Raw genomic sequence first — 21,710 nt, forward strand, 5'->3', positions numbered from 1 at the left:
GTCCACGACGGGCGTGGCGGACAGGCGTGGCGCGGCGGCCACGGCGGACCGTGCCGGGGCGGCCTCCACGGCACGGCGACGGAACTGCCCCTCAGGCCGCCGCCTCGTCCTCCACCGTACGGTCGCGGCCCGCGAACACGCCGACGATCATCTGCGGCACCATCAGCCCCGCCATCAGCGCGATCGGCAGCCCCCAGCCGCCGCTGTGCTGGTAGAGCACGCCCACGAGGAGGGGTCCGGGGATGGAGATCAGGTAGCCGGTGCTCTGGGCGAAGGCCGACAGCTGGGCCACGCCCGCGCCCGTCCTGGCCCGCATCCCGACCATGGTGAGTGCCAGCGGGAACGCGCAGTTGGCTATGCCGATCAGCACGGCCCAGGCCAGGGCGCCGCCGGCGGGGGCGAGGTAGAGGCCCGCGTAGCCGGCCAGGCCGCTCACGCCCAGCGCGACCACGATGGGGCCCTGGTGGGGCAGCCGGGTGGCCAGGCGCGGTATGACGAAGGCCAGCGGCACGCCCATGACCATGGTGATCGCCAGCAGCAGTCCCGCCCGGCCCGCGGGGACGCCCGCGTCGCGGAAGATCTGCGCCATCCACCCCATGCTGATGTAGGCGGCGGTGGCCTGGAGCCCGAAGAAGACGGCCAGCGCCCAGGCGGTGCGGCTGCGGGTGATGCGCAGGACGGGTGCCGCGGCGGGCGCCTGCCCGGCGGACCCGCCCTCCGGCGGCCCGTCCCGCTTGTCCCGCTCCGGCGCCTCCTCCCCCGGCGTCCCGCCCCGTGGCCGTACGAACGCGAGCCACGGCAGGACGGCGGCCGCCGCCAGGGCCGCCCACACGGCGAGACCGGCCCGCCAGTTCCCGCCCATCGCGCCGGTGAGCGGCACGGTCACGGCCGCGGCCGTGGCGGTGCCCAGGGCGAGGGCCATGGAGTACAGGCCGGTCATGGTGCCGACCCGGTCGGGGAACCAGCGCTTGACGATGACCGGCATCAGCACGTTGCTCACCGCGATGCCGGCGAGCGCGAGGCCGCTGGCCACGAGGAAGGCGGCGGTGCTGCCGACGAACGGCCGGACCAGCAGGCCGGTGCCGATGGCGGCCATACCGGCGCACACCACCGCTCCGGGGCCGAAGCGGCGGGCCAGGCGGGGCGCGGTGGAGCCGAAGACGGCGAAGCACAGCGCGGGCAGGGAGGTGAGCAGGCCGGCCACGCTGCCGCTCATGCCGAGTCCGTCGCGCACCTCCTCGAGCAGCGCGCCGAAGCTGGTGATGGCGGGGCGCAGGTTCAGGGCGGCGAGCACGATGCCGATGACGAGCAGCCGGGTCCGCCACGCGCGCGTGGTGCCACCGGGGCGTGCCGGGGGGACGGGCGCGGTGGGCGTGCCGGAGGCGGCGGTGGACGGACGTGTCCGGGCCTCGTCGCCAGTCGTACGAGTCATGCGACCCATCATAGAATCATGGGATGATTGGTTGTCCATGTGGCGGTCGCCGTACGAGGCCCCAGCCGTGCGAAGGTGTGTCATGCCTCTGAGCCATCCGCGCCGTTCGGCGCTGTCCGAACAGGTCATCGCCGCCCTGCGGGCCCAGATCACCTCGGGCGAGTGGCCGGTCGGCTCACGCATCCCCACCGAGCCGGAACTCGTGGAGCGACTGGGGGTCGCCCGGAACACGGTCCGCGAGGCGGTGCGCGCGCTGGCGCACAACGGCCTGCTGGACATCCGCCAGGGCTCGGGCACCTACGTGGCGGCCACCAGCGAACTGGCCGGCGTGATGCACCGCCGGTTCGCCGACGCCGACCCCCGTCACATCGCCGAGCTGCGCTCCACGCTGGAGTCCTCGGCGGCGCGGCTGGCCGCCCGGCGGCGCACGGAGAAGGACCTCAAGCAGCTCGACGCCCTGCTGCTGCGCCGCGAGGAGGCCTGGGGGTCGGGCGACGCGGAGGCGTTCGTGACGGCGGACGCGACGTTCCACCTGGCCGTCGTGGCCGCCTCGCACAACGACGTGATGACCGCGCTGTACGCGGATCTGGTCGAGGTGCTGCGGGACTGGCTGCGTGACGACGTGGGCGGCGACATGACGCCGGAGACGCACATGGACCACAGCCGCCTGGTGGACGCGATCCGCGCGGGCGACGAGGCGACGGCGTCCAAGGAGGCCGCCGGCTACCCGATGGTGTGCAAGCCGGGGCGGCTCACCGCTCCCGCGCGTGACTGACCCACGCCGAGTCCACGTCGCTCCAGCAACGGCCGGTGAGCAGCACCCTCCCCGCGGGCCCGACGGCCACCGGTGAGCCGTCGCCGTCAAGGTCCCACCATCGGGCGCACTCGACGTGCAGGGCGACCCGGTCGGTGCCGGGATAGGGGTTGTGGCAGTGGGCGGTCACCCGGGAGCCGTCGATCCGGACCCGGCAGGCGGCACCGAACAGCTCCTCGGGAGCGGGGGGTCCCTGCGGCACGCACGCGGGTCCCTGCGGCACGCACGCGGGTTCCCAGGCAACGCGCGAGGGCCCGCGTCCCAAGGGGAAGCGGGCCCTCGCGCAGGGCGTCCGGTCAGGCGCCGACGGCGTGCAGTCCGCCGTCCACGTGGACGATCTCGCCCGTGGTCTTCGGGAACCAGTCGCTCAGCAGGGCGACGACACCGCGGCCGGCCGGCTCCGGGTCCTTCAGGTCCCACTCCAGCGGGGCGCGGTTGTCCCAGACGGAGGCCAGCTCGGCGAAGCCGGGGATGGACTTGGCGGCCATGGAGCCGATGGGGCCGGCGGAGATGAGGTTGCAGCGGATGTTCTGCTTGCCCAGGTCGCGCGCCATGTAGCGGCTGGTGGCCTCCAGTGCGGCCTTGGCCGGGCCCATCCAGTCGTACTGTGGCCAGGCGTACTGCGCGTCGAAGGTGAGGCCGACGACGGAGCCGCCGTTCTGCATCAGCGGCAGGCACGCCATGGTGAGCGACTTCAGGGAGAACGCCGAGACGTGCATGGCCGTGGAGACCGACTCGAACGGCGTGTTGAGGAAGTTGCCGCCGAGCGCGTCCTGCGGCGCGAAGCCGATGGAGTGCACCACGCCGTCCAGGCCCCCGAGCTCCTCGCCGACGACGTCGGCCAGGCGGCCCAGGTGCTCGTCGTTGGTGACGTCGAGCTCGAGGACCTTGGTGGGCTTGGGCAGCTTCTTCGCGATGCGCTCGGTCAGCGTCGGCCGCGGGAAGGCGGTCAGGATGATCTCGGCACCCTGCTCCTGGGCCAGCTTGGCGGTGTGGAAGGCGATGGAGGACTCCATCAGCACACCGGTGATCAGGACGCGCTTGCCCTCGAGAATTCCGCTCATGTGTGTCAGTGACCCATTCCCAGTCCGCCGTCAACGGGAATGACGGCTCCAGTGATGTACGAGGCGTCGTCCGAGGCGAGGAAGCGCACCGCGGCGGCGATCTCCTCGGTCTTCGCGTACCGCGCGAGCGGCACCTGGGCGAGGATCTTCGCCTGCTGCTCCTCGGTGAGCTCCCGGGTCATGTCGGTGTCGACGAAACCGGGCGCGACGACGTTGAAGGTGATGTTGCGCGAGCCCAGCTCACGGGCGAGGGACCGTGCGAAGCCCACCAGGCCGGCCTTGGAGGCGGCGTAGTTGGCCTGCCCCGCGGAGCCGAGCAGCCCGACGACCGAGGAGATCAGCACGACGCGGCCCTTACGGGCGCGCAGCATGCCGCGGTTGGCGCGCTTGACGACCCGGAAGGTGCCGGTGAGGTTGGTCTCGAGGACGGAGGTGAAGTCCTCCTCGGACATGCGCATCAGGAGCTGGTCCCGGGTGATCCCGGCGTTGGCGACGAGCACCTCGACGGGGCCGTGCGCCTCCTCGATCTCCTTGTAGGCCTGCTCCACCTGCTCGGCGTCGGTGATGTCGCACCGGACGGCGAGGAAGCCGGCCGGGGGCTCCCCCGAGCGGTAGGTGATGGCGACCTTGTCGCCGGCGTCGGCGAACGCGCGGGCGATGGCGAGGCCGATGCCCCGGTTGCCTCCGGTGACGAGAACCGAGCGGCTCAACGGATCACCCCTTCGATAGCGGTCTGTTCCAACCGCCCGGACACCGTGACGACAGGCGGCTGCACCGAAAACCTATCGGTCCCGGTCCACCGCGGGACATCGGGGCACCGACAGTGGCCGGGGGGCCGCTCTGTCGGATCCCTACAGAAAGTGCCGGTCGGGCGACGCGCGGAGCGGGCCGGGCGACCGGAAGGTGCGCGACGGGTGACACGAATACGGCCGGGCGTGCCGCAAAGATGTGGTCCGGCCCGGTTCCGACGCGACATGATGCGCCGCAGTGACAACCGAACGAAGCGTCAACCCAACGATTCGAACCCGACAGGAAGAGACGTAGGTGTCTCATAGCATTGACGAAGCCTTCACGACCCTGCCGCTCCGCGCCCTCGCCGACGCCGCGCTGGCCCGCGCCCGGGCGCTCGGGGCGGAGCACGCGGACTTCCGCCTGGAGCGGGTGCGCAGCGCCTCCTGGCGGCTGAGGGACGCCAAGCCCGCAGGTTCGTCGGACACCACCGACCTCGGGTACGCGGTGCGGGTGGTGCACGGCGGCACCTGGGGCTTCGCGTCCGGGGCGGACCTCACCCTCGACGCCGCCGCCAAGGTCGCCTCCCAGGCGGTGGCGATGGCGAAGCTGTCCGCGCAGGTGATCCGGGCGGCCGGATCGGACGAGCGCGTCGAGCTGGCCGACGAGCCGGTGCACGCCGAGCAGACCTGGGTGTCGTCGTACGAGATCGATCCGTTCACCGTGCCCGACGAGGAGAAGGCCGGGCTGCTCGCCGAGTGGAGCGCGCGGCTGCTGGCGGCGAACGCGGTGGACCACGTGGACGCCTCGCTGCTCACCGTGCACGAGAACAAGTTCTACGCGGACACGGCCGGGACCATGACGACGCAGCAGCGGGTACGGCTGCACCCGGTCGTCACGGCGGTCTCGGTCGACGGGTCCAGCGGCGAGTTCGACTCGATGCGCACCCTCGCGCCGCCCGTCGGACGCGGCTGGGAGTACCTGACCGGCACCGGCTGGGACTGGGACGACGAGCTGGCGCGGATCCCCGAGCTGCTGGCCGAGAAGATGCGCGCCCCGAGCGTCGAGCCGGGCCTGTACGACCTGGTGGTGGACCCCTCCAACCTGTGGCTGACCATCCACGAGTCGATCGGGCACGCCACCGAGCTGGACCGCGCGCTCGGCTACGAGGCGGCCTACGCGGGGACCTCCTTCGCCACCTTCGACCAGCTGGGCAAGCTGAGGTACGGCTCCGAGCTGATGAACGTCACCGGTGACCGCACCGCCGAGCACGGCCTCGCGACCGTCGGCTACGACGACGAGGGCGTCGAGGCGCAGTCCTGGGACCTGGTGAAGGACGGCACGCTCGTCGGCTACCAGCTGGACCGGCGGATCGCGAAGCTCACCGGCTTCGAGCGGTCCAACGGGTGCGCGTTCGCGGACTCCCCCGGCCATGTGCCGGTGCAGCGCATGGCCAACGTGTCGCTGCGTCCGGACCCGGCCGGGATGTCGACGGAGGACCTGATCGGGGGCGTCGACCGGGGCATCTACGTGGTCGGCGACCGGTCCTGGTCGATCGACATGCAGCGCTACAACTTCCAGTTCACCGGGCAGCGCTTCTACCGGATCGAGAACGGGCGGCTCGCCGGGCAGCTCCGGGACGTCGCCTACCAGGCCACGACCACCGACTTCTGGGGTTCCATGGCCGCCGTCGGCGGTCCTCAGACGTACGTCCTGGGCGGTGCCTTCAACTGCGGCAAGGCCCAGCCGGGCCAGGTCGCGGCGGTCTCGCACGGCTGCCCGTCCGCCCTGTTCAAGGGAGTCAACATTCTGAACACGACGCAGGAGGCCGGGCGATGAGCGCGCGCACCACCAAGCCGCACGAGATCGTCGAGCGGGCGCTGGAGCTGTCCCGGTCCGACGGCTGTGTCGTGATCGCCGACGAGCGGTCCACCGCCAACCTCCGCTGGGCGGGCAACGCGCTCACCACCAACGGGGTCACCCGCGGGCGCACCCTCACCGTGATCGCCACGGTGGACGGGGCGCGGGGCACGGCCTCCGGGGTGGTGTCCCGGTCGGCGGTGACCGTGGACGAGCTGGAGCCGCTGGTGCGGGCCGCCGAGGCCGCCGCGCGCGGCGCGGCCCCGGCCGAGGACGCGCAGCCGCTGGTCACCGGGGTGGAGCCGTCGCCGGAGTTCACCGAGGCGCCCGCCGAGACGTCCTCCGCGGTGTTCACCGACTTCGCCCCGGCGCTGGGCGAGGCGTTCGCCCGGGCGCGGGCCGGCGGCCGGGAGCTGTACGGCTTCGCCAACCACGAGCTGGTCTCCAGCTACCTGGGCACGTCGACGGGGCTGCGTCTGCGGCACGACCAGCCGAACGGCACGCTGGAGGTGAACGCCAAGTCCCCGGACCGTACCCGGTCGGCGTGGGCGGGCCGTTCCACCCGTGACTTCAAGGACGTCGACCCGGCGGTGCTGGACGCCGAGCTGGCCGTACGGCTGGGCTGGGCGGAGCGCCGCCTCGACCTGCCGGCGGGCCGGTACGAGACGCTGCTGCCGCCGACCGCGGTGGCGGACCTGCTGATCTACCAGCTCTGGTCGGCGTCCGGGCGGGACGCGGCGGAGGGCCGCACGGTGTTCTCCAAGCCGGGCGGCGGCACCCGGGTCGGCGAGCGGCTGAGCGAGCTGCCGCTGACGCTGCGCAGCGACCCGAACGAGCCGGGCCTCGAGTCGGCGCCGTTCGTGCTCGCGCACTCCTCCGGCGGGGACCAGTCCGTGTTCGACAACGGGCTGCCGCTGGCGGCCACGGACTGGGTGCGCGAGGGCGAGCTGCACCGGCTGACCACCAGCCGGCACAGCGCGGGCCTGACCGGCCTGCCGACCGCGCCCGCGATCGACAACCTGATCCTGGACGGCGGCGAGGACCGCTCGCTGGAGGAGATGGTGGCGGCCACCGAGCGGGGACTGCTGCTGACCTGCCTGTGGTACATCCGCGAGGTGGACCCGGCGACGCTGCTGCTCACCGGCCTGACCAGGGACGGCGTCTACCTGGTGGAGAACGGCGAGGTCACCGGCGAGGTGAACAACTTCCGCTTCAACGAGTCGCCGGTGGACCTGCTGGGCCGGGCGGCCGAGGCGGGCCGTACGGAGAGGACGCTGCCCAGGGAGTGGAGCGACTGGTTCACCCGGGCCGCGATGCCCGCGCTGCGCATCCCCGATTTCAACATGAGCTCGGTCAGCCGGGGCGTATAACCTCGTAGGCGTTCACAGCAGGCCGGTATCGATGCGGCCGCAGATCACCGAGGAGACACGAGAACCGTGACGGACATCGTCGACGAGCTGAAGTGGCGCGGGCTGTTCGCCCAGTCCACTGACGAGGACGCTTTGCGCAAGGCGCTCGCGGACGGTCCCGTCACGTTCTATTGCGGCTTCGACCCGACCGCGCCGTCGCTGCACGTGGGGCACCTGGTGCAGGTGCTCACCGTGCGCCGGCTCCAGCAGGCCGGGCACCGGCCGCTGGCGCTGGTCGGCGGCGCCACCGGGCAGATCGGTGACCCGCGCCCGACCGCCGAGCGCACGCTGAACTCGCCGGAGACGGTCGCGGGCTGGGTGGAGCGGCTGCGCGGCCAGATCGAGCCGTTCCTGTCCTTCGAGGGCGAGAACGCGGCCGTGATGGTCAACAACCTCGACTGGACCGCGAATCTGTCCGCGATCGAGTTCCTGCGGGACATCGGCAAGCACTTCCGGGTCAACAAGATGCTGACGAAGGACTCCGTGGCCCGGCGCCTGGAGTCCTCCGAGGGCATCAGCTACACGGAGTTCAGCTACCAGCTGCTCCAGGCGATGGACTTCCTCCAGCTGTACCGGCGCTACGGCTGCACGATGCAGCAGGGCGGCAGCGACCAGTGGGGCAACCTCACGGCCGGCCTCGACCTGCTGCACCGGCTGGAGCCGGACGCCTCCGTCCACGCCTACGCGACCCCGCTGATGACGAAGGCGGACGGCACCAAGTTCGGCAAGACCGAGGGCGGCGCCGTCTGGCTGGACCCGGAGATGACCACGCCGTACGCGTTCTACCAGTTTTGGCTGAACGTGGACGACCGGGACATCTCCGGTTACATGCGGATCCTGTCCTTCAAGTCCCGCGAGGAGCTGGAGGAGCTGGAGCGGCAGACGGAGGAGCGCCCCCAGGCCCGGGCGGCGCAGCGCGCGCTGGCGGAGGAGCTGACGACGCTGGTGCACGGCGCCGACCAGACGGCCGCCGTGATCGCCGCGTCCAAGGCCCTGTTCGGCCAGGGTGAGCTGGGTGAGCTCGACGAGCGCACGCTGGCCGCGGCGCTCTCCGAGGTGCCGCACGTGAAGGTGACCGAGCTGGGCCCGGTGGTGGACCTGTTCGCCGAGGTCGGCCTGGTGCCCAGCAAGTCGGCCGCGCGGCGCACGGTGAAGGAGGGCGGCGCCTACGTGAACAACGTCAAGGTCGCCGCCGAGGACGCCGTCCCCGCGCAGGAGGACCTGCTGCACGGCCGGTGGCTGGTGCTGCGCCGGGGCAAGAAGAACCTGGCGGCGGTCGAGGTCACGGCCGGCTGAGCCGGAGGCGCGTCGAGGGGCGGTTCCCGCGGGTCGGGAACCGCCCCTTTCGCCGTCCGCGGGGCCGGGTCAGGCCCGCTGGCCCTCGTGCTTCCTGCGCTGCATCGCGTTGTAGATCATCTCCGCGAACAGGACGATGACGATGGCCGCGCCCAGCTGGAAGATGTGCCGCCCCCAGTCGATCCCCCGGGTCTCCTCGATGCCGAAGCCCCGCGCGATGGCGTTGCCGATGACGGCGCCGATGATGCCGCAGATGGTGGCCAGCCACAGCGGGAGGTGCTGCTTGCCGGGGATCACCGCCTTGGCGAGCAGGCCGAGCACGAATCCCACGATGATCGCCCACAACCAGCCCATGGCTGCCTCCTCGTACGACGTGACGCGAGCATTACGGTCAGTGTCGGCCCGGACGCGGTACGCCGCATGTCGGACATGCCGTACGCGGTACGGCGCAGACGCGGCGGCGCGGGCGGGGGCGACCCGCTCTCGTGACCGGGCCGGGTGCGGCGTACCGTGGTTCTGTCCGGACCAGATGTCGCATACCGGGACACGGGACGGCCGGACACGGAACGGGTCCGATACGGGCGGATGGTGGAATGTGATGCGGAAGCAGCGTGACGGCGGCGTCCAGGTGTTCCGGATCACGGGCGCCCGGGCCGGCCTCCATGACGATGTGCGGGCGCGGCAGCGCCGGTACGTGATCTCGATGGCCGTTCGCACGATCTCGGTCATCCTCGCGGCCACCCTGTGGAACGTGGAGCGGCACGTGGCGATCGTCGCCCTGGTACTCGGGGCGGTGCTGCCCTACATCGCGGTGGTGATCGCCAACGCAGGGCGGGAGAACGCGCCGTCCCTGCCGTCGACCTTCGTGACGACGCCGATGAAGCCGATGATCGCACCGCCCCGGACGAATGACGGTGCCACGGAATCCGATGCGGAAGACGTCCGGTCGCAGGCGGCGCCCGGCGCACGAACGGAGGGGCCGGGGCACGCGTGAAGATCGGGGTGTAAGCCGGGACCGCGCGGAGCGGAAGTGGCTTCCCGGCCAAGCTCAAAGAAACCTCAGATCAATCATGTTCTTTCGGTGCCGGGGGCGGGGTGACCCGTGACATACTTCGTACGCGCTCCGCATCCCCCGTCGGAGCGACGGACCGACGCCGGGCAGCTCCCCCCGTGGCTGCTCGGCGTCGCCTTTTCCCGGGGCGGTTCCTCCCCCGGCGCACGCGTTAGGGTCGGACGGTGATCAACCCTGACCCCGAGACGCCCATCTGCTCCGCGAAGGGCTGCCGCGCCCCCGCCGTGTGGGTGCTGGCCTGGAACAACCCGAAGATCCACACGCCGGAGCGGCGCAAGACGTGGCTGGCCTGCGAGGAGCACCGGGAGCACCTGGCGCAGTTCCTCGGCGTGCGCGGCTTCCTGAAGGACGTGGTGCGCTTCGAGGAGTGGGAGGCCCCGGAGGGGGCCTGAGCCCTCCGGGGGCTCTCGGCCGCTCAGCCGCCGATGGCGGACATCGGGCGGTCCGGCTGGACGAAGGACGGGTCGTCGAGCCCCGCGCCCGCCTTCTTGCCCCACATGGCGAGCTTCCAGAGGCGGGCGATCTCCTCGTCGGCGGCGCCGGAGCGCAGGGCCGCGCGCAGGTCGGTCTCCTCGGTGGCGAACAGACAGGTGCGGACCTGTCCGTCGGCGGTGAGCCGGGTCCGGTCGCAGGCGGCGCAGAACGGCCGGGTGACGGAGGCGATGACGCCCACCCGGTGCGGGCCGCCGTCGACCAGCCAGCGCTCGGCGGGGGCGGAGCCGCGCGCCTCGTCGCCCTCGGGGGTGAGCTCGAAGCGGGTGCGCAGGGAGGTGAGGATGTCCCCGGCGGTGATCATGCCGTCGCGCTTCCAGCCGTGCTGGGCGTCCAGCGGCATCTGCTCGATGAAGCGCAGCTCGTAGTCGTGCTCCACGGCCCAGGCGAGCAGCTCGGGGGCCTCGTCGTCGTTGAGCCCCGGCATCAGGACCGAGTTCACCTTCACGGGCGTCAGACCGGCCTCACGGGCCGCGTACAGGCCGTCCAGGACGTCCTGGTGGCGGTCGCGGCGGGTGAGTGTCTTGAAGACGTCGGGTCGGAGCGTGTCGAGGGAGACGTTGACCCGGTCGAGGCCGGCCGCCTTCAGGGCGCCCGCGGTGCGGCGCAGTCCGATGCCGTTGGTGGTGAGGGACATCTGGGGGCGGGGTTCGAGGGCGGCGACCCGCTCGACGATGCCGACCAGGCCGGGGCGGAGCAGGGGCTCGCCGCCGGTGAAGCGCACTTCCTCGATGCCCAGGGACGTGACCGCGATGTCGATGAGGCGGACGATCTCGTCGTCGGTGAGCAGGTCCGGTTTGGCAAGCCACTGCAGCCCCTCCTCGGGCATGCAGTAGGTGCAGCGCAGATTGCACCGGTCGGTCAGCGAGACCCGTAGGTCGGTGGCCACCCGGCCGTAGGTGTCGATGAGCACGTGGGCCCCTCCCTCGACGCCGATCACTCATGTCCCGATACCTGCGAGCGTACGTGACGCGGCCGACATCACCCAGCGACGCGATGTGACGAGATACGGACGGCCGCGTCGTAGGGACCTACGAGGGTCTCCACGACGCGGCCGTCGCGCGGGGTGCGGATCAGTGGGCGCCGGTGCCGGTCAGCGAACGGACCTCCAGCTCCGCGAACTTCTTGACGTCCGGCTCCTCCTTCGACAGGACGGTGCCGAGCCAGCCCATCAGGAAGCCGAACGGGATGGAGATGATGCCCGGGTTCTTCAGCGGGAACCAGGCGAAGTCCACGTCCGGGAACATCGCCTTGGGGTCGCCGGAGACGACGGGCGAGAACAGCACCAGGCCGACGGCGACGATCAGACCGCCGTAGATCGACCACAGCGCGCCCTGGGTGATGAACCGCTTCCAGAAGAGGCTGTAGAGGATGGTCGGCAGGTTGGCGGACGCGGCGACCGCGAAGGCCAGGGCGACCAGGCCCGCCACGTTCAGGTCGCGTGCGAGGGCGCCGAGCGCGATGGAGACGATGCCGATGAGGACGGTCGCCCAGCGGGCCGCCCTCATCTCCTCCTTCTCGGTGGCCTTCCCCCTGCGGATCACGTTGGCGTAGATGTCGTGCGCGAAGGAGGACGACGAGGCCAGGGTGAGTCCGGCGACCACCGCGAGGATGGTCGCGAAGGCGACCGCCGAGATGGTGGCGAGCAGGATCGCGCCCCAGGCCGAGTCGACGCCGCCGATGTGCAGGGCGAGCAGCGGGGCGGCCGTGTTGCCGGACGGATTGGACTCGATGATCTCGTCCTGCGAGATGAGCGCCGCCGCGCCGAAGCCCAGCGCGATGGTCATCAGGTAGAAGCCGCCGATGATGCCGATGGCCCAGTTGACGGACTTACGGGCGGCCTTGGCGTTGGGCACCGTGTAGAAGCGGATCAGGATGTGCGGCAGGCCGGCGGTGCCGAGCACCAGGGCGATGCCCAGGGAGAGGAAGTCCAGCTTGGTGAGGTTGTCGGCGCCGTACTGGAGGCCGGGCTCCAGGAAGGCGTCGCCCTTGCCGCTGTTCTCGGCGGCCTTGCCCAGCAGGTCGGAGATGTTGAAGTTGAACTTCAGCAGCACCAGGAAGGTGATGAGGATCGTGCCGCCGATGAGCAGCACGGCCTTGACCATCTGGACCCAGGTGGTGCCCTTCATGCCGCCGATGGAGACGTACACGATCATCAGGACGCCGACCAGGGCCACGATGAGGACCTTGCCTGCGTCGGAGGTGATGCCGAGCAGCAGCGACACCAGGACGCCCGCGCCGGCCATCTGGGCCAGCAGGTAGAAGATCGACACGACGATCGTGGAGGTGCCGGCGGCGGTGCGCACCGGGCGCTGGCGCATGCGGTAGGCGAGGACGTCGCCCATCGTGTAGCGGCCGGAGTTGCGCAGCGGCTCCGCGACGAGCAGCAGGGCGACGAGCCAGGCGACCAGGAAGCCGATGGAGTAGAGGAACCCGTCGTAGCCGAAGAGGGCGATGGCGCCCGCGATGCCGAGGAACGACGCGGCGGACATGTAGTCACCGGAGACGGCGAGGCCGTTCTGGAAGGCGCTGAACTGCCGCCCGCCCGCGTAGAAGTCGGCGGCGTCCTTGGTCTGCCGGCCGGCCCACACGGTGATGCCGAGGGTGGCGAGGACGAACAGCGCGAACAGGGTGATGATCAGGACGCGGTGCTCGCTGGCCTCGTTCGCGGCCAGGGTGACGTGGGTGATCGAGGGGCTCATGCGCCGCCCTCCATACGCTTCTTGATGGCCTCGGCCTTGGGGTCGAGCTTGGCGGCGGCGTGCTTGGAGTACCACCAGGCGATGAGGAAGGTGGTGACGAACTGCAGGACGCCGAAGACGAAGGCGACGTTGATGTGGCCGACCAGCTTGGCGCCCATGAAGCCGCCCGCGTAGTTGGACAGCAGCACGTACAGCAGGTACCAGACGATGAAGGCGATGGTCAGCGGGAAGGCGAACGAGCGGTAGGAGCGGCGCAGTTCACCGAACTCAGCGCTCTCCTGCACCTCGGTGAACTCCTCCGGCGTGGGGAGTTTGTGTTGATCTGTCGAGGGGGGCGGTGCTTCGGCGGCCACGGAGTCTCCTCGCGTTGCGGGTCGGTTCGTACGCAGGCGGAAGGCGAGTGTCCTCGTGCTTCCTGCTCAAGGGCACGGCGCCACGCGAGGACCGGTTCAACTCCCGTCGGTTCTTTTCCATGGACGTTTTCCGAAGACGTTGCACGTAAATCATTGCTGGCCAGCGCACGGGCGGGATAGCTTCACCCTGCACCACCCGTCATGTACCTGCCCGGGCAGCCACCTCTGTCTCGGGCCGGTTTCGTTTCAGGATGATGTGGAGACCCCATGGCTCATCTGCGTTCCAGACGCCGGCTCGCCCTCGCCGTGCCCGTCGTGCTGTCGCTGACCGCCTCGCTCGGCTTCCTGCCGGCGGCGGCCTCGGCCGCCCCGGCGACGGTGTCCGCGGAGCAGGCGGCGGACGCGCCCGCCCTGGCGTACGTCGTCAACACCAAGGCGGACCACCGCACGATCGCCTCCGTGAAGCGGGCGGTCGCCGCGGCGGACGGCGAGGTCGTCATCGCGTACGAGAAGATCGGCGTGATCGTCGCGCGCTCCTCGAACGCCGACTTCGCGAAGACCCTCCGCAAGGTGCGCGGCGTGCAGTCCGCCGGCGCCACCCGTACCGCTCCGCTGGCCCCGGCCGGGACGACGGACGCGGGTTCCGCGGAGTACCTGACCGCCGCCGACACCGCGAAGCTGAAGGCCGCGTCCGCGAAGACCCCGGGCAGCGAGCCCCTCGAGGCCGACCAGTGGGACCTGCGGGCCATCGGCGCCGACAAGGCCGCCACGATCGACCCGGGCAGCAGGAACGTCACTGTCGCCGTCATCGACACCGGCGTCGACGACACCCACCCGGACCTCGCGCCGAACTTCTCCAGGTCCCAGTCCGCCAACTGCTTCGGCGGCGCCCCGGACACCAGCCCGGGCGCCTGGCGGCCCTACACCGCGGACGACTACCACGGCACGCACGTGGCCGGTGAGATCGCCGCCGCCCGCAACGGCGTCGGCGTCGCCGGCGTCGCCCCCGGCGTCAAGGTCTCGGCGATCAACGTCACCGACCCCGACAACGGGCTGTTCTACGCGGAGGCCGTCGTCTGCGCGTTCGTGTTCGCCGCCGACCACGGCGTGGAGATCACGAACAACAGCTATTACGTCGACCCGTGGATGTACAACTGCATGGACGACCCGGACCAGCGCGCGATCGTCGACGCGGTCAACCGGGCCCAGCTGTACGCCCAGCGCAAGGGCACCCTGCACTTCGCGTCGGCCGGCAACTCCAACCACGACCTGGCCTCCGACGCCATCGTCGACGACTCGAGCCCGAACGACACCACGCCGGTCACCCGCACGATCGACCCGAGCGAGTGCTTCGACATCCCCACGCAGCTCCCGGGCGTCGTCACGGTGAGCGCGACGGGCTCGGAGAACCTCAAGTCGTACTACTCCTCGTACGGCAAGGGTGTCATCGACGTGGCCGCGCCGGGCGGTGACGGCCGCTACCAGCTGCCGGACACCCCGTCGAAGAACGGCCGCATCCTGTCCACCATGCCGAACGGCGAGTACGCCTGGCTGCAGGGCACCTCGATGGCCTCGCCGCACGCGGCCGGCGTCGCGGCGCTGCTGAAGTCCAAGCACCCGTGGCTGCCCCCGGCGGCGCTGCAGGCGCTGCTCAAGGCGCAGGCGAAGAACCCCGGCTGCCCCGCGTCGTACGACCAGGACGGTGACGGCGCGCAGGACGCGACATGCGAGGGCGGCCGCGCGGTCAACGGTTTCTACGGCTTCGGCATCGTCGACGCGCTGCGCGCCGTCAAGTGAGCCGCGGCACCCGCACACCCGCCGTACCGTACGCCCGTCAAAGTGAAAGAACTGGAGACACCATGACAGCGTCTCAGCCGCGCCGTCGCCGCGCGCTCGTCGTCCCGGCCGGTATGGCCATGGCGACCGCGTTCGCGTTCCTGCCGAACACGGCGGCCACGGCCGCTCCCGCGGCCCAGGGGGGCTCCGCGTCCGCCTCGGCCTCCGCGGACGCGGCCTCGCTCAGCTACGTGGTGAACGTGCGGGGCGGACACGGCGCGCCGGCGAGCGTGAAGAAGGCGATCGCCAAGGCCGGCGGCACCATCGTGACGTCGTACGAGAAGATCGGCGTCATCGTCGTCCACTCCTCGAACGCCGACTTCGCGAAGACCGTCCGCAAGGCGCCGGGCGTGCAGTCCGCCGGTGCCACCCGCAACGCGCCGCTGCCGTCGGCGGCCACCACGGACACGGGCTCCCCGAAGGTGCTCAGCGCCGCCGAGGTCGCCGAGGCGACGGCCGAGGCCGCCGCGGGCCAGGACCCGCTGCAGAACCTTCAGTGGGACCTGCCGGCCATCAAGGCGGACAAGGCGCACGAGAAGTCCCTCGGCAGCCCGAAGGTCACCGTCGCCGTGATCGACACCGGCGTCGACGACACCCACCCCGACATCGCGCCCAACTTCGACCGGGCCGCGTCGGTCAACTGTGTGGCGGGCAAGCCCGACACCAGCGAGGGTGCGTGGCGTCCGGGCGCGGCCGAGAGCCCGCACGGCACGCACGTCGCCGGTGAGATCGCCGCCGCCAAGAACGGCATCGGCATGACCGGTGTCGCGCCCGGGGTGAAGGTCTCGGGCATCAAGGTGTCCAACCCGGACGGCTACTTCTACACCGAGGCCGTGGTGTGCGGCTTCATGTGGGCGGCCGAGCACGGGGTCGACGTCACCAACAACAGCTATTACACCGACCCGTGGTACTTCAACTGCAAGAACGACCCGGACCAGAAGGCGCTCGTCGAGGCCGTGGGCCGGGCCACGAAGTACGCGGAGCGCAAGGGCGCGGTCAACGTCGCGGCGGCCGGCAACGAGAACTACGACCTCGCGGCCGACGAGATCACCGACCCGTCCTCGCCGAACGACGGCACCACCTCGGACCGGGTGATCGACCCGTCCGAGTGCCTGGACATCCCGACCCAGCTGCCGGGTGTCGTGACGGTCGCCTCGACCGGCGCCAAGGGCCTGAAGTCGTCGTTCTCCAACTACGGCCGGGGCATCATCGACATCGCCGCGCCCGGCGGTGACTCGACGGCCCTGCAGACGCCGGCCCCGCCCGCCACCAGCGGCCTGATCCTGGGCACGCTGCCCGGCGGCGGCTACGGTTACATGGCCGGTACGTCGATGGCGTCCCCGCACGTCGCGGGCGTCGCCGCGCTGATCAAGTCGAAGCACCCGTACGCGCCGCCGGCGCTGGTGAAGGCCCTGCTGTACGCGCAGGCCGACGCCACCGCCTGCACCAAGCCGTACGACATCGACAACGACGGCAAGGTCGACGCGGTGTGCGAGGGGCCGAAGAACTACAACGGCTTCTACGGCTGGGGCATGGCCGACGCGCTGGACGCGGTGACGCGCTAGTCGTCGGGCAGCTGTGCGAGGGGGCCGGGCGGATGTCGCCCGGCCCCTTCCGTCGTGCGGGCCGGTGCCGTCGTGGGCGGGCGGTGCTGCACAGTGAGGCCATGAATCCTCTCGCGTCCTTCTGGTCCGGTCTGGGCGGCGACCCCGCCCACCTCGCCCGGGTGTCCGCCGTCGAGCGACCCTCCGTACTGCCCTCGCGCCTGCCGGTACGGCAGACGGCCGGGGCATGCGTCGGCGTGTGCGCGCTGGCCGCCGCCGAACTCACGGCCCGGCGCGCGGGCGGCGAGGTCCCGGCGGTGCGGGTGGACGACGGTGCGGTCGCCACGGCGTTCGTGAGCGAGCGTCACCTGCGGATCGACGGGCGGGCCCCGGAGAACTTCGCGCCGCTCTCCCGGTTCTGGCGCACGGCGGACGGCTGGGTGCGCACCCACGCCAACTACCCGCACCACCGGGCCCGGCTGCTCGCCGCGCTCGGTACGGGTGACGACCCGGACGCGGTGGCCGCGGCGCTCGCGGGGCGGTCCGCGTACGAGGTGGAGGACACGGTCACCGCGGCCGGGGGCCTCGCTGTCGCGCTGCGCACCCCCGAGGAGTGGGCGGCGCACGAGCAGGCGGTGGCGGTCGCCCGGCACCCCCTGGTGGAGCGGGAGCGGCTGGACACGGCCCCGGCACGGGAGTTCACGCCGTCCGGCGGGACGGAGGGCCCGCTGCTGCCCGCCGCGGGACTGCGGGTGCTGGACCTCACCCGGGTCCTCGCCGGTCCGGTCGCCACCCGCACGCTCGCCCTGCTCGGCGCCGACGTGCTGCGGCTGGACGCCCCGGGGCTGCCCGAACTGCCCGACCAGCACGCCGACACCGGCTTCGGCAAGCGGTCCGCGCTGCTGGACCTGGCCGCCGACCGGGACACGTTCGAGGAGCTGCTGGCGCGGGCGGACGTGGTGGTCACGGGGTACCGTCCGGGCTCCCTGGACCGTTTCGGGCTGAGCCCTCGCGCGCTGGCCGAGCGGCGGCCCGGGGCGGTCGTGGCGCAGGTGTCGGCGTGGGGGACCTCCGGACCGTGGGCGGACCGGCGGGGCTTCGACAGCCTGGTGCAGGTGGCCACGGGGATCGCCCGGATCGAGGGCGCGGCGGACCGACCGGGCGCGCTGCCCGCGCAGGCCCTCGACCACGGCTCGGGCTACCTGCTCGCGGCAGGCGTGCTGCGTTCCCTCGCCGAACAGGCGGAGACGGGCGGCAGCAGACTGGTTCGGGTGGCCCTGGCACGGACGGCGGGCGAACTGCTGTCGTGGGGGAACGGCCCCGAGGACAAGGCGGGTTCCGTGGACGACGGCGAGCTGTCCCCCGCCCCTTGGCTGGCGGAACGGGACAGCCCCCTGGGCCGACTGCGCCACGTCCTCCCCCCGCTGCGCTTCGAGGGCGCCCCACCCAACTGGCCCCACCCCCCGACCGCGTGGGGATCGGACCCGGCACGCTGGTGAGCGCCGTGCGCTCCCGCGCCTCGCCGCCTGACGCCCAACAGTGGGTGCGGATCGGCCTCGTCGGCAGTGGACACCCGGTGCCTCGCGCGAGCCAGGGAGCTGCTGACGGGCCGTCGACCGCGAGCGACGTCACCGGCGGACGGCCCGCCCGACCGGGGCGCGGTCCGGGCGCGCCGGAGTGAGCGCGGGACGCTCCGGCTCGCGAAAGCGGCGCGACGGAGAAGCGCGGCGGGTGAGCTCGGCGCGCCGCGCTCCGGGCCGAGCGGCGACGGGCGCCGATCGGCCTCGTCGGCAGCGGACGCTTCGGCCCCCGCGCCCCGGCACCGGGGCGCCGCGTGCCGCCGCTGACTGTTCGTCGGACGCCGTGACGTCGCGGCGCACGCCCGGCGCGGCGGGGGCGGAGGGAGCTCGCCTCGAGTGAGCGCCCGGCGCTCGGGGGCGTGGGGGCCGCGTGTGAGGGTGGTGCGGTCGGCGCTCGCGCGGGTGGACATCGTTCGTATTTCGGGCGAGACTTGCCCCGCTCTGTGTGATCTTGTGAAGATCCTGGGGTGACTCTGACGAAACCCAGGTCCCGGACGGCCGACGCGCACGGGGGATCGCGGTACGCCGGTGCCGGCCGGGCCGTGGCCGTCCTCGTCCTGGTGACGCTGGGCGCGCTGATACCCCTGCTCGGCCCCTCGCCGGCGCTGCACGGCACCGGTGAGGCCGACGCGCCCGGCACCGGTGGCATCGCCCTGCTGCGCACGGTGCTGTTCGCGGCGCTGGCCGTGTCCGCCGGTGAGCTGTTCGCCACACGGATGGCGCGCGCCCTCCCCGGCGCGCCCGCCGTGCTGCCCCGCGCCTGGTCCACCGCGGCCAACGCCGTCGGTTTCGTGGCCGCCCTCGGACTCGCCTCCGTGGTGGCCACCGGCAACCTCGTGCCCGACGGCGTCGCCGACATCGACGTCGGCGGCCTCTACGAGACCCGGGACGGCAAGCTCGCCCTGCTGGAGGTCAACGGCTTCCTGGCCGCGGCCCTGTGCGCCGCCTCCGGCCGTCCCGCCACGCAAGCCCTGCCGCTCGCCGCGGTCGTCGTCGCCGAGGCGCTGCGCGCCCACCCGACGACCGAGTACAGCCCGCTCGTCGGCTCCGGGCTGACACTGGTCCACCTCACCTGTGCCTCGCTGTGGGCGGGCGGCCTGCTGCACGTCCTGCGCACCCTGCGGCTGTGGAGGCACGCGGAGGCGGGCGCGGCCCTTCTGGGGCGCTACGCGCGCGTGGCGGTCGTCCTGCTCGTCGCCATCACCGCGACGGGGGTGTGCAGTTCGCTGCGCAGGATGCCGTCCGGGACGATCCTGGAGCAGCTGACGGACACCGCGTACGGGCGGGTGCTGCTCGCCAAGGTGTTCCTGATGGCCGGTGTCGCCACCCTCGCCCTGTGGGCCCGGGTGCGGCTGGCCCGCGCGGCCGATCCGCTGAGCGCGAGTTCACCCGCGCGGGCGGAGGTGTACGTACTCGCCCTGGTGGTCGCGGTGTCGGGACTGCTGACGGCGCTGCCGGTGCCGATCCGCTGGTGACGGGCCGGCGGGGCACTCCGATCGCGCCCCGAACGGACGCTCCGCACGGGGGACCTGACGGACAGGTCTGTCAGTAGTGGCCCGTATCCTCGTGAACCATGCTCGAAGACCTCACCGCCGCAGCCTCCTCCCCCACCGCGTGGCCGGCCGCGTATCCGCAGGGATACGCGGCCGTTGACGTGGAGACCACGGGGCTGGCCCGGGACGACCGCATCATCTCCGCGGCCGTCTACCGGCTGGACGCGCGCGGCGAGGTCGAGGACCACTGGTACACGGTGGTCAATCCGGAGCGCGACCCGGGCCCGGTGTGGATACACGGACTGACGAGCGACGTGCTGGAAAGCGCGCCCCTCTTCGCGGAGATCGCGGCGGAGTTCGCGGCCCGGCTGGAGGGCCGGGTACTGGTGGCGCACAACGCCGTCTTCGACTGGCAGATGATCGCCCGGGAGTACGCCCGTGCGCGTGGTGAGGCCCCGGTGAGGCAACGGCTGTGCACCATCGCCCTGTCGAAGGAGCTGAGGCTCCCGCTGCCCAACCACAAGCTGGAGTCGCTCGCCGCGCACTTCGGCGTGGTGCAGCAGCGGGCGCACCACGCGCTGGACGACGCGCGCGTGCTGGCGGAGGCCTTCCGGCCCAGTCTGCGGGCCGCGGCGGCGGGCGGCGTACGGCTGCCGCTGCACGAGTGCCGGCCGCTCACCGAGTGGAGCGACCGCCCGCGCATCGGGCAGCAGGCGGGCTACGGCGGGCGGCAGCCCTCCAGTTGGCGCCCCTCCCGCAAAAGGCCCGCATGCCCCTATCCCAACCCGGGCCGGTATGAAACAGGCAAGCGACTCAAGCAGGGCATGCGGGTGGCGTTCTCCGGGGACACCTCCGTCGAGCGGGACCTCCTGGAGGACCGGGCGACCGAGGCCGGGCTGCACGTGGCGACCAGCCTGTCCCGGCTCACCAGCCTCCTGGTCACCAACGACCCGGACTCGGGCACGTCGAAGGTGGTCAAGGCCCGGCAGTACGGCACCCCGGTGGTCGACGAGGCGGCCTTCGGCCAGCTCCTCGGGGACGTCGAACCGGCGTCCGAGGGCTGACCCGGCCCGCGCGGGCGCCCGCGCGGAGGGGACGGCGGCGGCCGTCGACCGGGTGGGAAGGGACGTACCCGCCGCAAAGCACCTCACGACCGGGTTGTACGGTCGTGGGGTGTACCGCTTCCTGCTGTCCCGGCAATGGGTGACCCTGACCCTGGTCGCCCTGCTCCTCGTCCCCACGATGATCGCGCTGGGCATATGGCAGATGAACCGCTACGAGGAGCGGTCCGCCAGGAACCAGCTGGTCACCGACGCGCTGGCCGCCGATCCGGTGCCGGTCGAGAAGCTGGCGGCCCCGGGGCACGCCGTGACCCGCCCCGAGCGGTACCGTACGGTGACCGCCACGGGCCGCTTCGACACGGACGCCGAGGTGGTCGTCCGCCGGCGCACCAACGCCGACGAGGAGATCGGGTTCCACGTCCTGACCCCGTTCGTCCTGGACGACGGCAAGGTGCTGCTGGTCAACCGCGGCTGGATCCCCTCGGACGGGCCCAGCCAGACCGAGTTCCCGAAGGTGCCCGCGCCGCCGGCCGGCGAGACCACGATCACGGGCCGGCTGATGCCGGACGAGACCACCGAGGCCAGCGGCATCAAGGAGCTCGAGGGGCTGCCCGACCGGCAGATCATGCTGATCAACAGCGAGCGCGAGGCGGAGCGGCTGGACGCCGACGTGCTCGGCGGCTACGTGGCACAGACCGCGCCCGAGCCGGGGAACGGCCTCCCGCAGCGGCTCGGCGACCCCGGCAAGGAGAACGCGGCGCTGAACTACGCGTACGCGATCCAGTGGTGGCTGTTCGCGGCCGCCGTGCCGGTCGGCTGGTTCGTGCTGGCCCGCCGCGAGACCCACGAACGCGCGCAGAAGGCGGACGAGGGGCCGGACACCGGGTCCCCCGACGCCCCCCGCCCCGAGTCGGCGGCCGTCTGACCACCGGACCCGGCGTACCGGGGGAGCCCACCCGCACCCCGGGCGACT

Annotated in this window: 20 protein-coding genes; 12 read left to right on the top strand and 8 right to left on the bottom strand. The window is 72.2% G+C overall.

Going from position 1 to position 21,710, the window contains the following annotated elements; genetic code table 11:
* Nucleotides 1-91 precede the first annotated feature (91 nt).
* Complete coding sequence (locus B100_RS0124970) at nt 92-1,432, bottom strand: CynX/NimT family MFS transporter (RefSeq protein WP_486585701.1); 1,341 nt, start codon at nt 1,430-1,432, stop codon at nt 92-94.
* Between the two features lie 82 nt (nt 1,433-1,514).
* Here B100_RS0124970 and B100_RS0124975 point away from each other — a divergent pair, with 82 nt between their 5' ends.
* Nucleotides 1,515-2,207, top strand: coding sequence for a FadR/GntR family transcriptional regulator (locus B100_RS0124975; RefSeq protein WP_024887145.1), 693 nt, complete (start codon nt 1,515-1,517; stop codon nt 2,205-2,207).
* Here B100_RS0124975 and B100_RS0124980 read toward each other — a convergent pair.
* The 3 genes from B100_RS0124980 to fabG all read right to left on the bottom strand — a co-directional run bounded on the left by B100_RS0124980 (nt 2,185) and on the right by fabG (nt 4,020).
* Nucleotides 2,185-2,469, bottom strand: a complete 285-nt coding sequence (locus tag B100_RS0124980; protein ID WP_051490058.1) for a hypothetical protein — start codon at nt 2,467-2,469, stop codon at nt 2,185-2,187. The two genes, B100_RS0124975 and B100_RS0124980, sit on opposite strands and share 23 nt — an antisense overlap.
* Before the next feature lie 73 nt (nt 2,470-2,542).
* Nucleotides 2,543-3,310, bottom strand: a complete 768-nt coding sequence (fabI, locus tag B100_RS0124985; protein WP_024887147.1) for an enoyl-ACP reductase FabI — start codon at nt 3,308-3,310, stop codon at nt 2,543-2,545.
* Nucleotides 3,311-3,315: 5 nt separating this feature from the next.
* The gene (fabG, locus tag B100_RS0124990; RefSeq protein WP_024887148.1) at nt 3,316-4,020 is read right to left on the bottom strand and encodes a 3-oxoacyl-[acyl-carrier-protein] reductase; all 705 of its coding nucleotides are present in this window, start codon (nt 4,018-4,020) and stop codon (nt 3,316-3,318) included.
* 334 nt (nt 4,021-4,354) lie between these two features.
* On the opposite strand from fabG, the gene B100_RS0124995 reads away from it, so the two are divergent.
* From B100_RS0124995 to tyrS, 3 genes are all read left to right on the top strand, one after another.
* Nucleotides 4,355-5,878, top strand: coding sequence for a TldD/PmbA family protein (locus tag B100_RS0124995; protein WP_024887149.1), 1,524 nt, complete (start codon nt 4,355-4,357; stop codon nt 5,876-5,878).
* Nucleotides 5,875-7,269 (top strand): metallopeptidase TldD-related protein, encoded by a 1,395-nt coding sequence (locus B100_RS0125000; RefSeq protein ID WP_024887150.1) that lies wholly within the window; start codon nt 5,875-5,877, stop codon nt 7,267-7,269. The genes B100_RS0124995 and B100_RS0125000 overlap by 4 nt, the downstream gene beginning before the upstream one ends.
* A 66-nt stretch (nt 7,270-7,335) precedes the next feature.
* Nucleotides 7,336-8,604: a tyrosine--tRNA ligase gene (gene tyrS, locus B100_RS0125005; protein ID WP_024887151.1), complete on the top strand. Its 1,269-nt coding sequence runs from the start codon at nt 7,336-7,338 to the stop codon at nt 8,602-8,604.
* Between the two features lie 69 nt (nt 8,605-8,673).
* On the opposite strand, the gene B100_RS0125010 is transcribed toward tyrS, so the two are convergent.
* Nucleotides 8,674-8,958 (bottom strand): GlsB/YeaQ/YmgE family stress response membrane protein, encoded by a 285-nt coding sequence (locus B100_RS0125010; RefSeq protein ID WP_024887152.1) that lies wholly within the window; start codon nt 8,956-8,958, stop codon nt 8,674-8,676.
* Between the two features lie 244 nt (nt 8,959-9,202).
* Between B100_RS0125010 and B100_RS0125015 the strand changes: the two genes are divergently transcribed.
* On the top strand, nt 9,203-9,598 hold the full coding sequence (locus tag B100_RS0125015) for a DUF3099 domain-containing protein (RefSeq protein ID WP_024887153.1): 396 nt from the start codon (nt 9,203-9,205) through the stop codon (nt 9,596-9,598).
* A gap of 242 nt (nt 9,599-9,840) precedes the next feature.
* Nucleotides 9,841-10,068, top strand: a complete 228-nt coding sequence (locus B100_RS0125020) for a hypothetical protein (RefSeq protein WP_037723464.1) — start codon at nt 9,841-9,843, stop codon at nt 10,066-10,068.
* 23 nt (nt 10,069-10,091) lie between these two features.
* Here B100_RS0125020 and moaA read toward each other — a convergent pair whose 3' ends face one another.
* The 3 genes from moaA to B100_RS0125035 form a co-directional block, all read right to left on the bottom strand.
* On the bottom strand, nt 10,092-11,081 hold the full coding sequence (gene moaA / locus B100_RS0125025; protein ID WP_024887155.1) for a GTP 3',8-cyclase MoaA: 990 nt from the start codon (nt 11,079-11,081) through the stop codon (nt 10,092-10,094).
* Nucleotides 11,082-11,241: 160 nt separating this feature from the next.
* The gene (locus B100_RS0125030) at nt 11,242-12,870 is read right to left on the bottom strand and encodes a sodium/solute symporter (RefSeq protein ID WP_024887156.1); all 1,629 of its coding nucleotides are present in this window, start codon (nt 12,868-12,870) and stop codon (nt 11,242-11,244) included.
* Nucleotides 12,867-13,223 carry a DUF485 domain-containing protein gene (locus tag B100_RS0125035; RefSeq protein ID WP_024887157.1) on the bottom strand — a complete coding sequence of 119 codons (357 nt, stop codon included), beginning with the start codon at nt 13,221-13,223 and terminating at the stop codon, nt 12,867-12,869. The genes B100_RS0125030 and B100_RS0125035 overlap by 4 nt, the downstream gene beginning before the upstream one ends.
* 267 nt (nt 13,224-13,490) lie before the next feature.
* Between B100_RS0125035 and B100_RS0125040 the strand changes: the two genes are divergently transcribed.
* From B100_RS0125040 to B100_RS0125065, 6 genes are all read left to right on the top strand, one after another.
* Nucleotides 13,491-15,020 (top strand): S8 family serine peptidase, encoded by a 1,530-nt coding sequence (locus B100_RS0125040; RefSeq protein ID WP_024887158.1) that lies wholly within the window; start codon nt 13,491-13,493, stop codon nt 15,018-15,020.
* Between the two features lie 62 nt (nt 15,021-15,082).
* Nucleotides 15,083-16,624, top strand: a complete 1,542-nt coding sequence (locus tag B100_RS0125045; protein ID WP_024887159.1) for a S8 family serine peptidase — start codon at nt 15,083-15,085, stop codon at nt 16,622-16,624.
* 101 nt (nt 16,625-16,725) lie between these two features.
* Complete coding sequence (locus B100_RS0125050) at nt 16,726-18,102, top strand: CoA transferase (RefSeq protein WP_024887160.1); 1,377 nt, start codon at nt 16,726-16,728, stop codon at nt 18,100-18,102.
* 548 nt (nt 18,103-18,650) lie between these two features.
* A complete protein-coding gene (locus tag B100_RS0125055; RefSeq protein ID WP_024887161.1) occupies nt 18,651-19,658 on the top strand; it encodes a CopD family protein in 1,008 nt (335 codons plus the stop codon).
* Nucleotides 19,659-19,756: 98 nt separating this feature from the next.
* Nucleotides 19,757-20,740, top strand: a complete 984-nt coding sequence (locus B100_RS0125060) for a DEDDh family exonuclease (protein ID WP_024887162.1) — start codon at nt 19,757-19,759, stop codon at nt 20,738-20,740.
* Between the two features lie 109 nt (nt 20,741-20,849).
* Nucleotides 20,850-21,662, top strand: a complete 813-nt coding sequence (locus B100_RS0125065; RefSeq protein WP_024887163.1) for an SURF1 family cytochrome oxidase biogenesis protein — start codon at nt 20,850-20,852, stop codon at nt 21,660-21,662.
* The last annotated feature ends 48 nt before the right edge of the window (nt 21,663-21,710 follow it).

The organism is Streptomyces sp. CNH189 (assembly GCF_000527195.1).

What these genes read in the sequence shown, in the direction of transcription:
- B100_RS0125060 (WP_024887162.1), top strand. Translation starts at nt 19,757, where the DNA reads ATGCTCGAAGACCTCACCGCCGCAGCCTCCTCCCCCACCGCGTGGCCG.
- B100_RS0125030 (WP_024887156.1), bottom strand. Translation starts at nt 12,870, where the DNA reads ATGAGCCCCTCGATCACCCACGTCACCCTGGCCGCGAACGAGGCCAGC.
- B100_RS0124975 (WP_024887145.1), top strand. Translation starts at nt 1,515, where the DNA reads ATGCCTCTGAGCCATCCGCGCCGTTCGGCGCTGTCCGAACAGGTCATC.
- B100_RS0125015 (WP_024887153.1), top strand. Translation starts at nt 9,203, where the DNA reads ATGCGGAAGCAGCGTGACGGCGGCGTCCAGGTGTTCCGGATCACGGGC.
- B100_RS0125045 (WP_024887159.1), top strand. Translation starts at nt 15,083, where the DNA reads ATGACAGCGTCTCAGCCGCGCCGTCGCCGCGCGCTCGTCGTCCCGGCC.
- B100_RS0125010 (WP_024887152.1), bottom strand. Translation starts at nt 8,958, where the DNA reads ATGGGCTGGTTGTGGGCGATCATCGTGGGATTCGTGCTCGGCCTGCTC.
- B100_RS0124970 (WP_486585701.1), bottom strand. Translation starts at nt 1,432, where the DNA reads ATGACTCGTACGACTGGCGACGAGGCCCGGACACGTCCGTCCACCGCC.
- B100_RS0125000 (WP_024887150.1), top strand. Translation starts at nt 5,875, where the DNA reads ATGAGCGCGCGCACCACCAAGCCGCACGAGATCGTCGAGCGGGCGCTG.
- fabI (WP_024887147.1), bottom strand. Translation starts at nt 3,310, where the DNA reads ATGAGCGGAATTCTCGAGGGCAAGCGCGTCCTGATCACCGGTGTGCTG.
- B100_RS0125040 (WP_024887158.1), top strand. Translation starts at nt 13,491, where the DNA reads ATGGCTCATCTGCGTTCCAGACGCCGGCTCGCCCTCGCCGTGCCCGTC.
- B100_RS0125050 (WP_024887160.1), top strand. Translation starts at nt 16,726, where the DNA reads ATGAATCCTCTCGCGTCCTTCTGGTCCGGTCTGGGCGGCGACCCCGCC.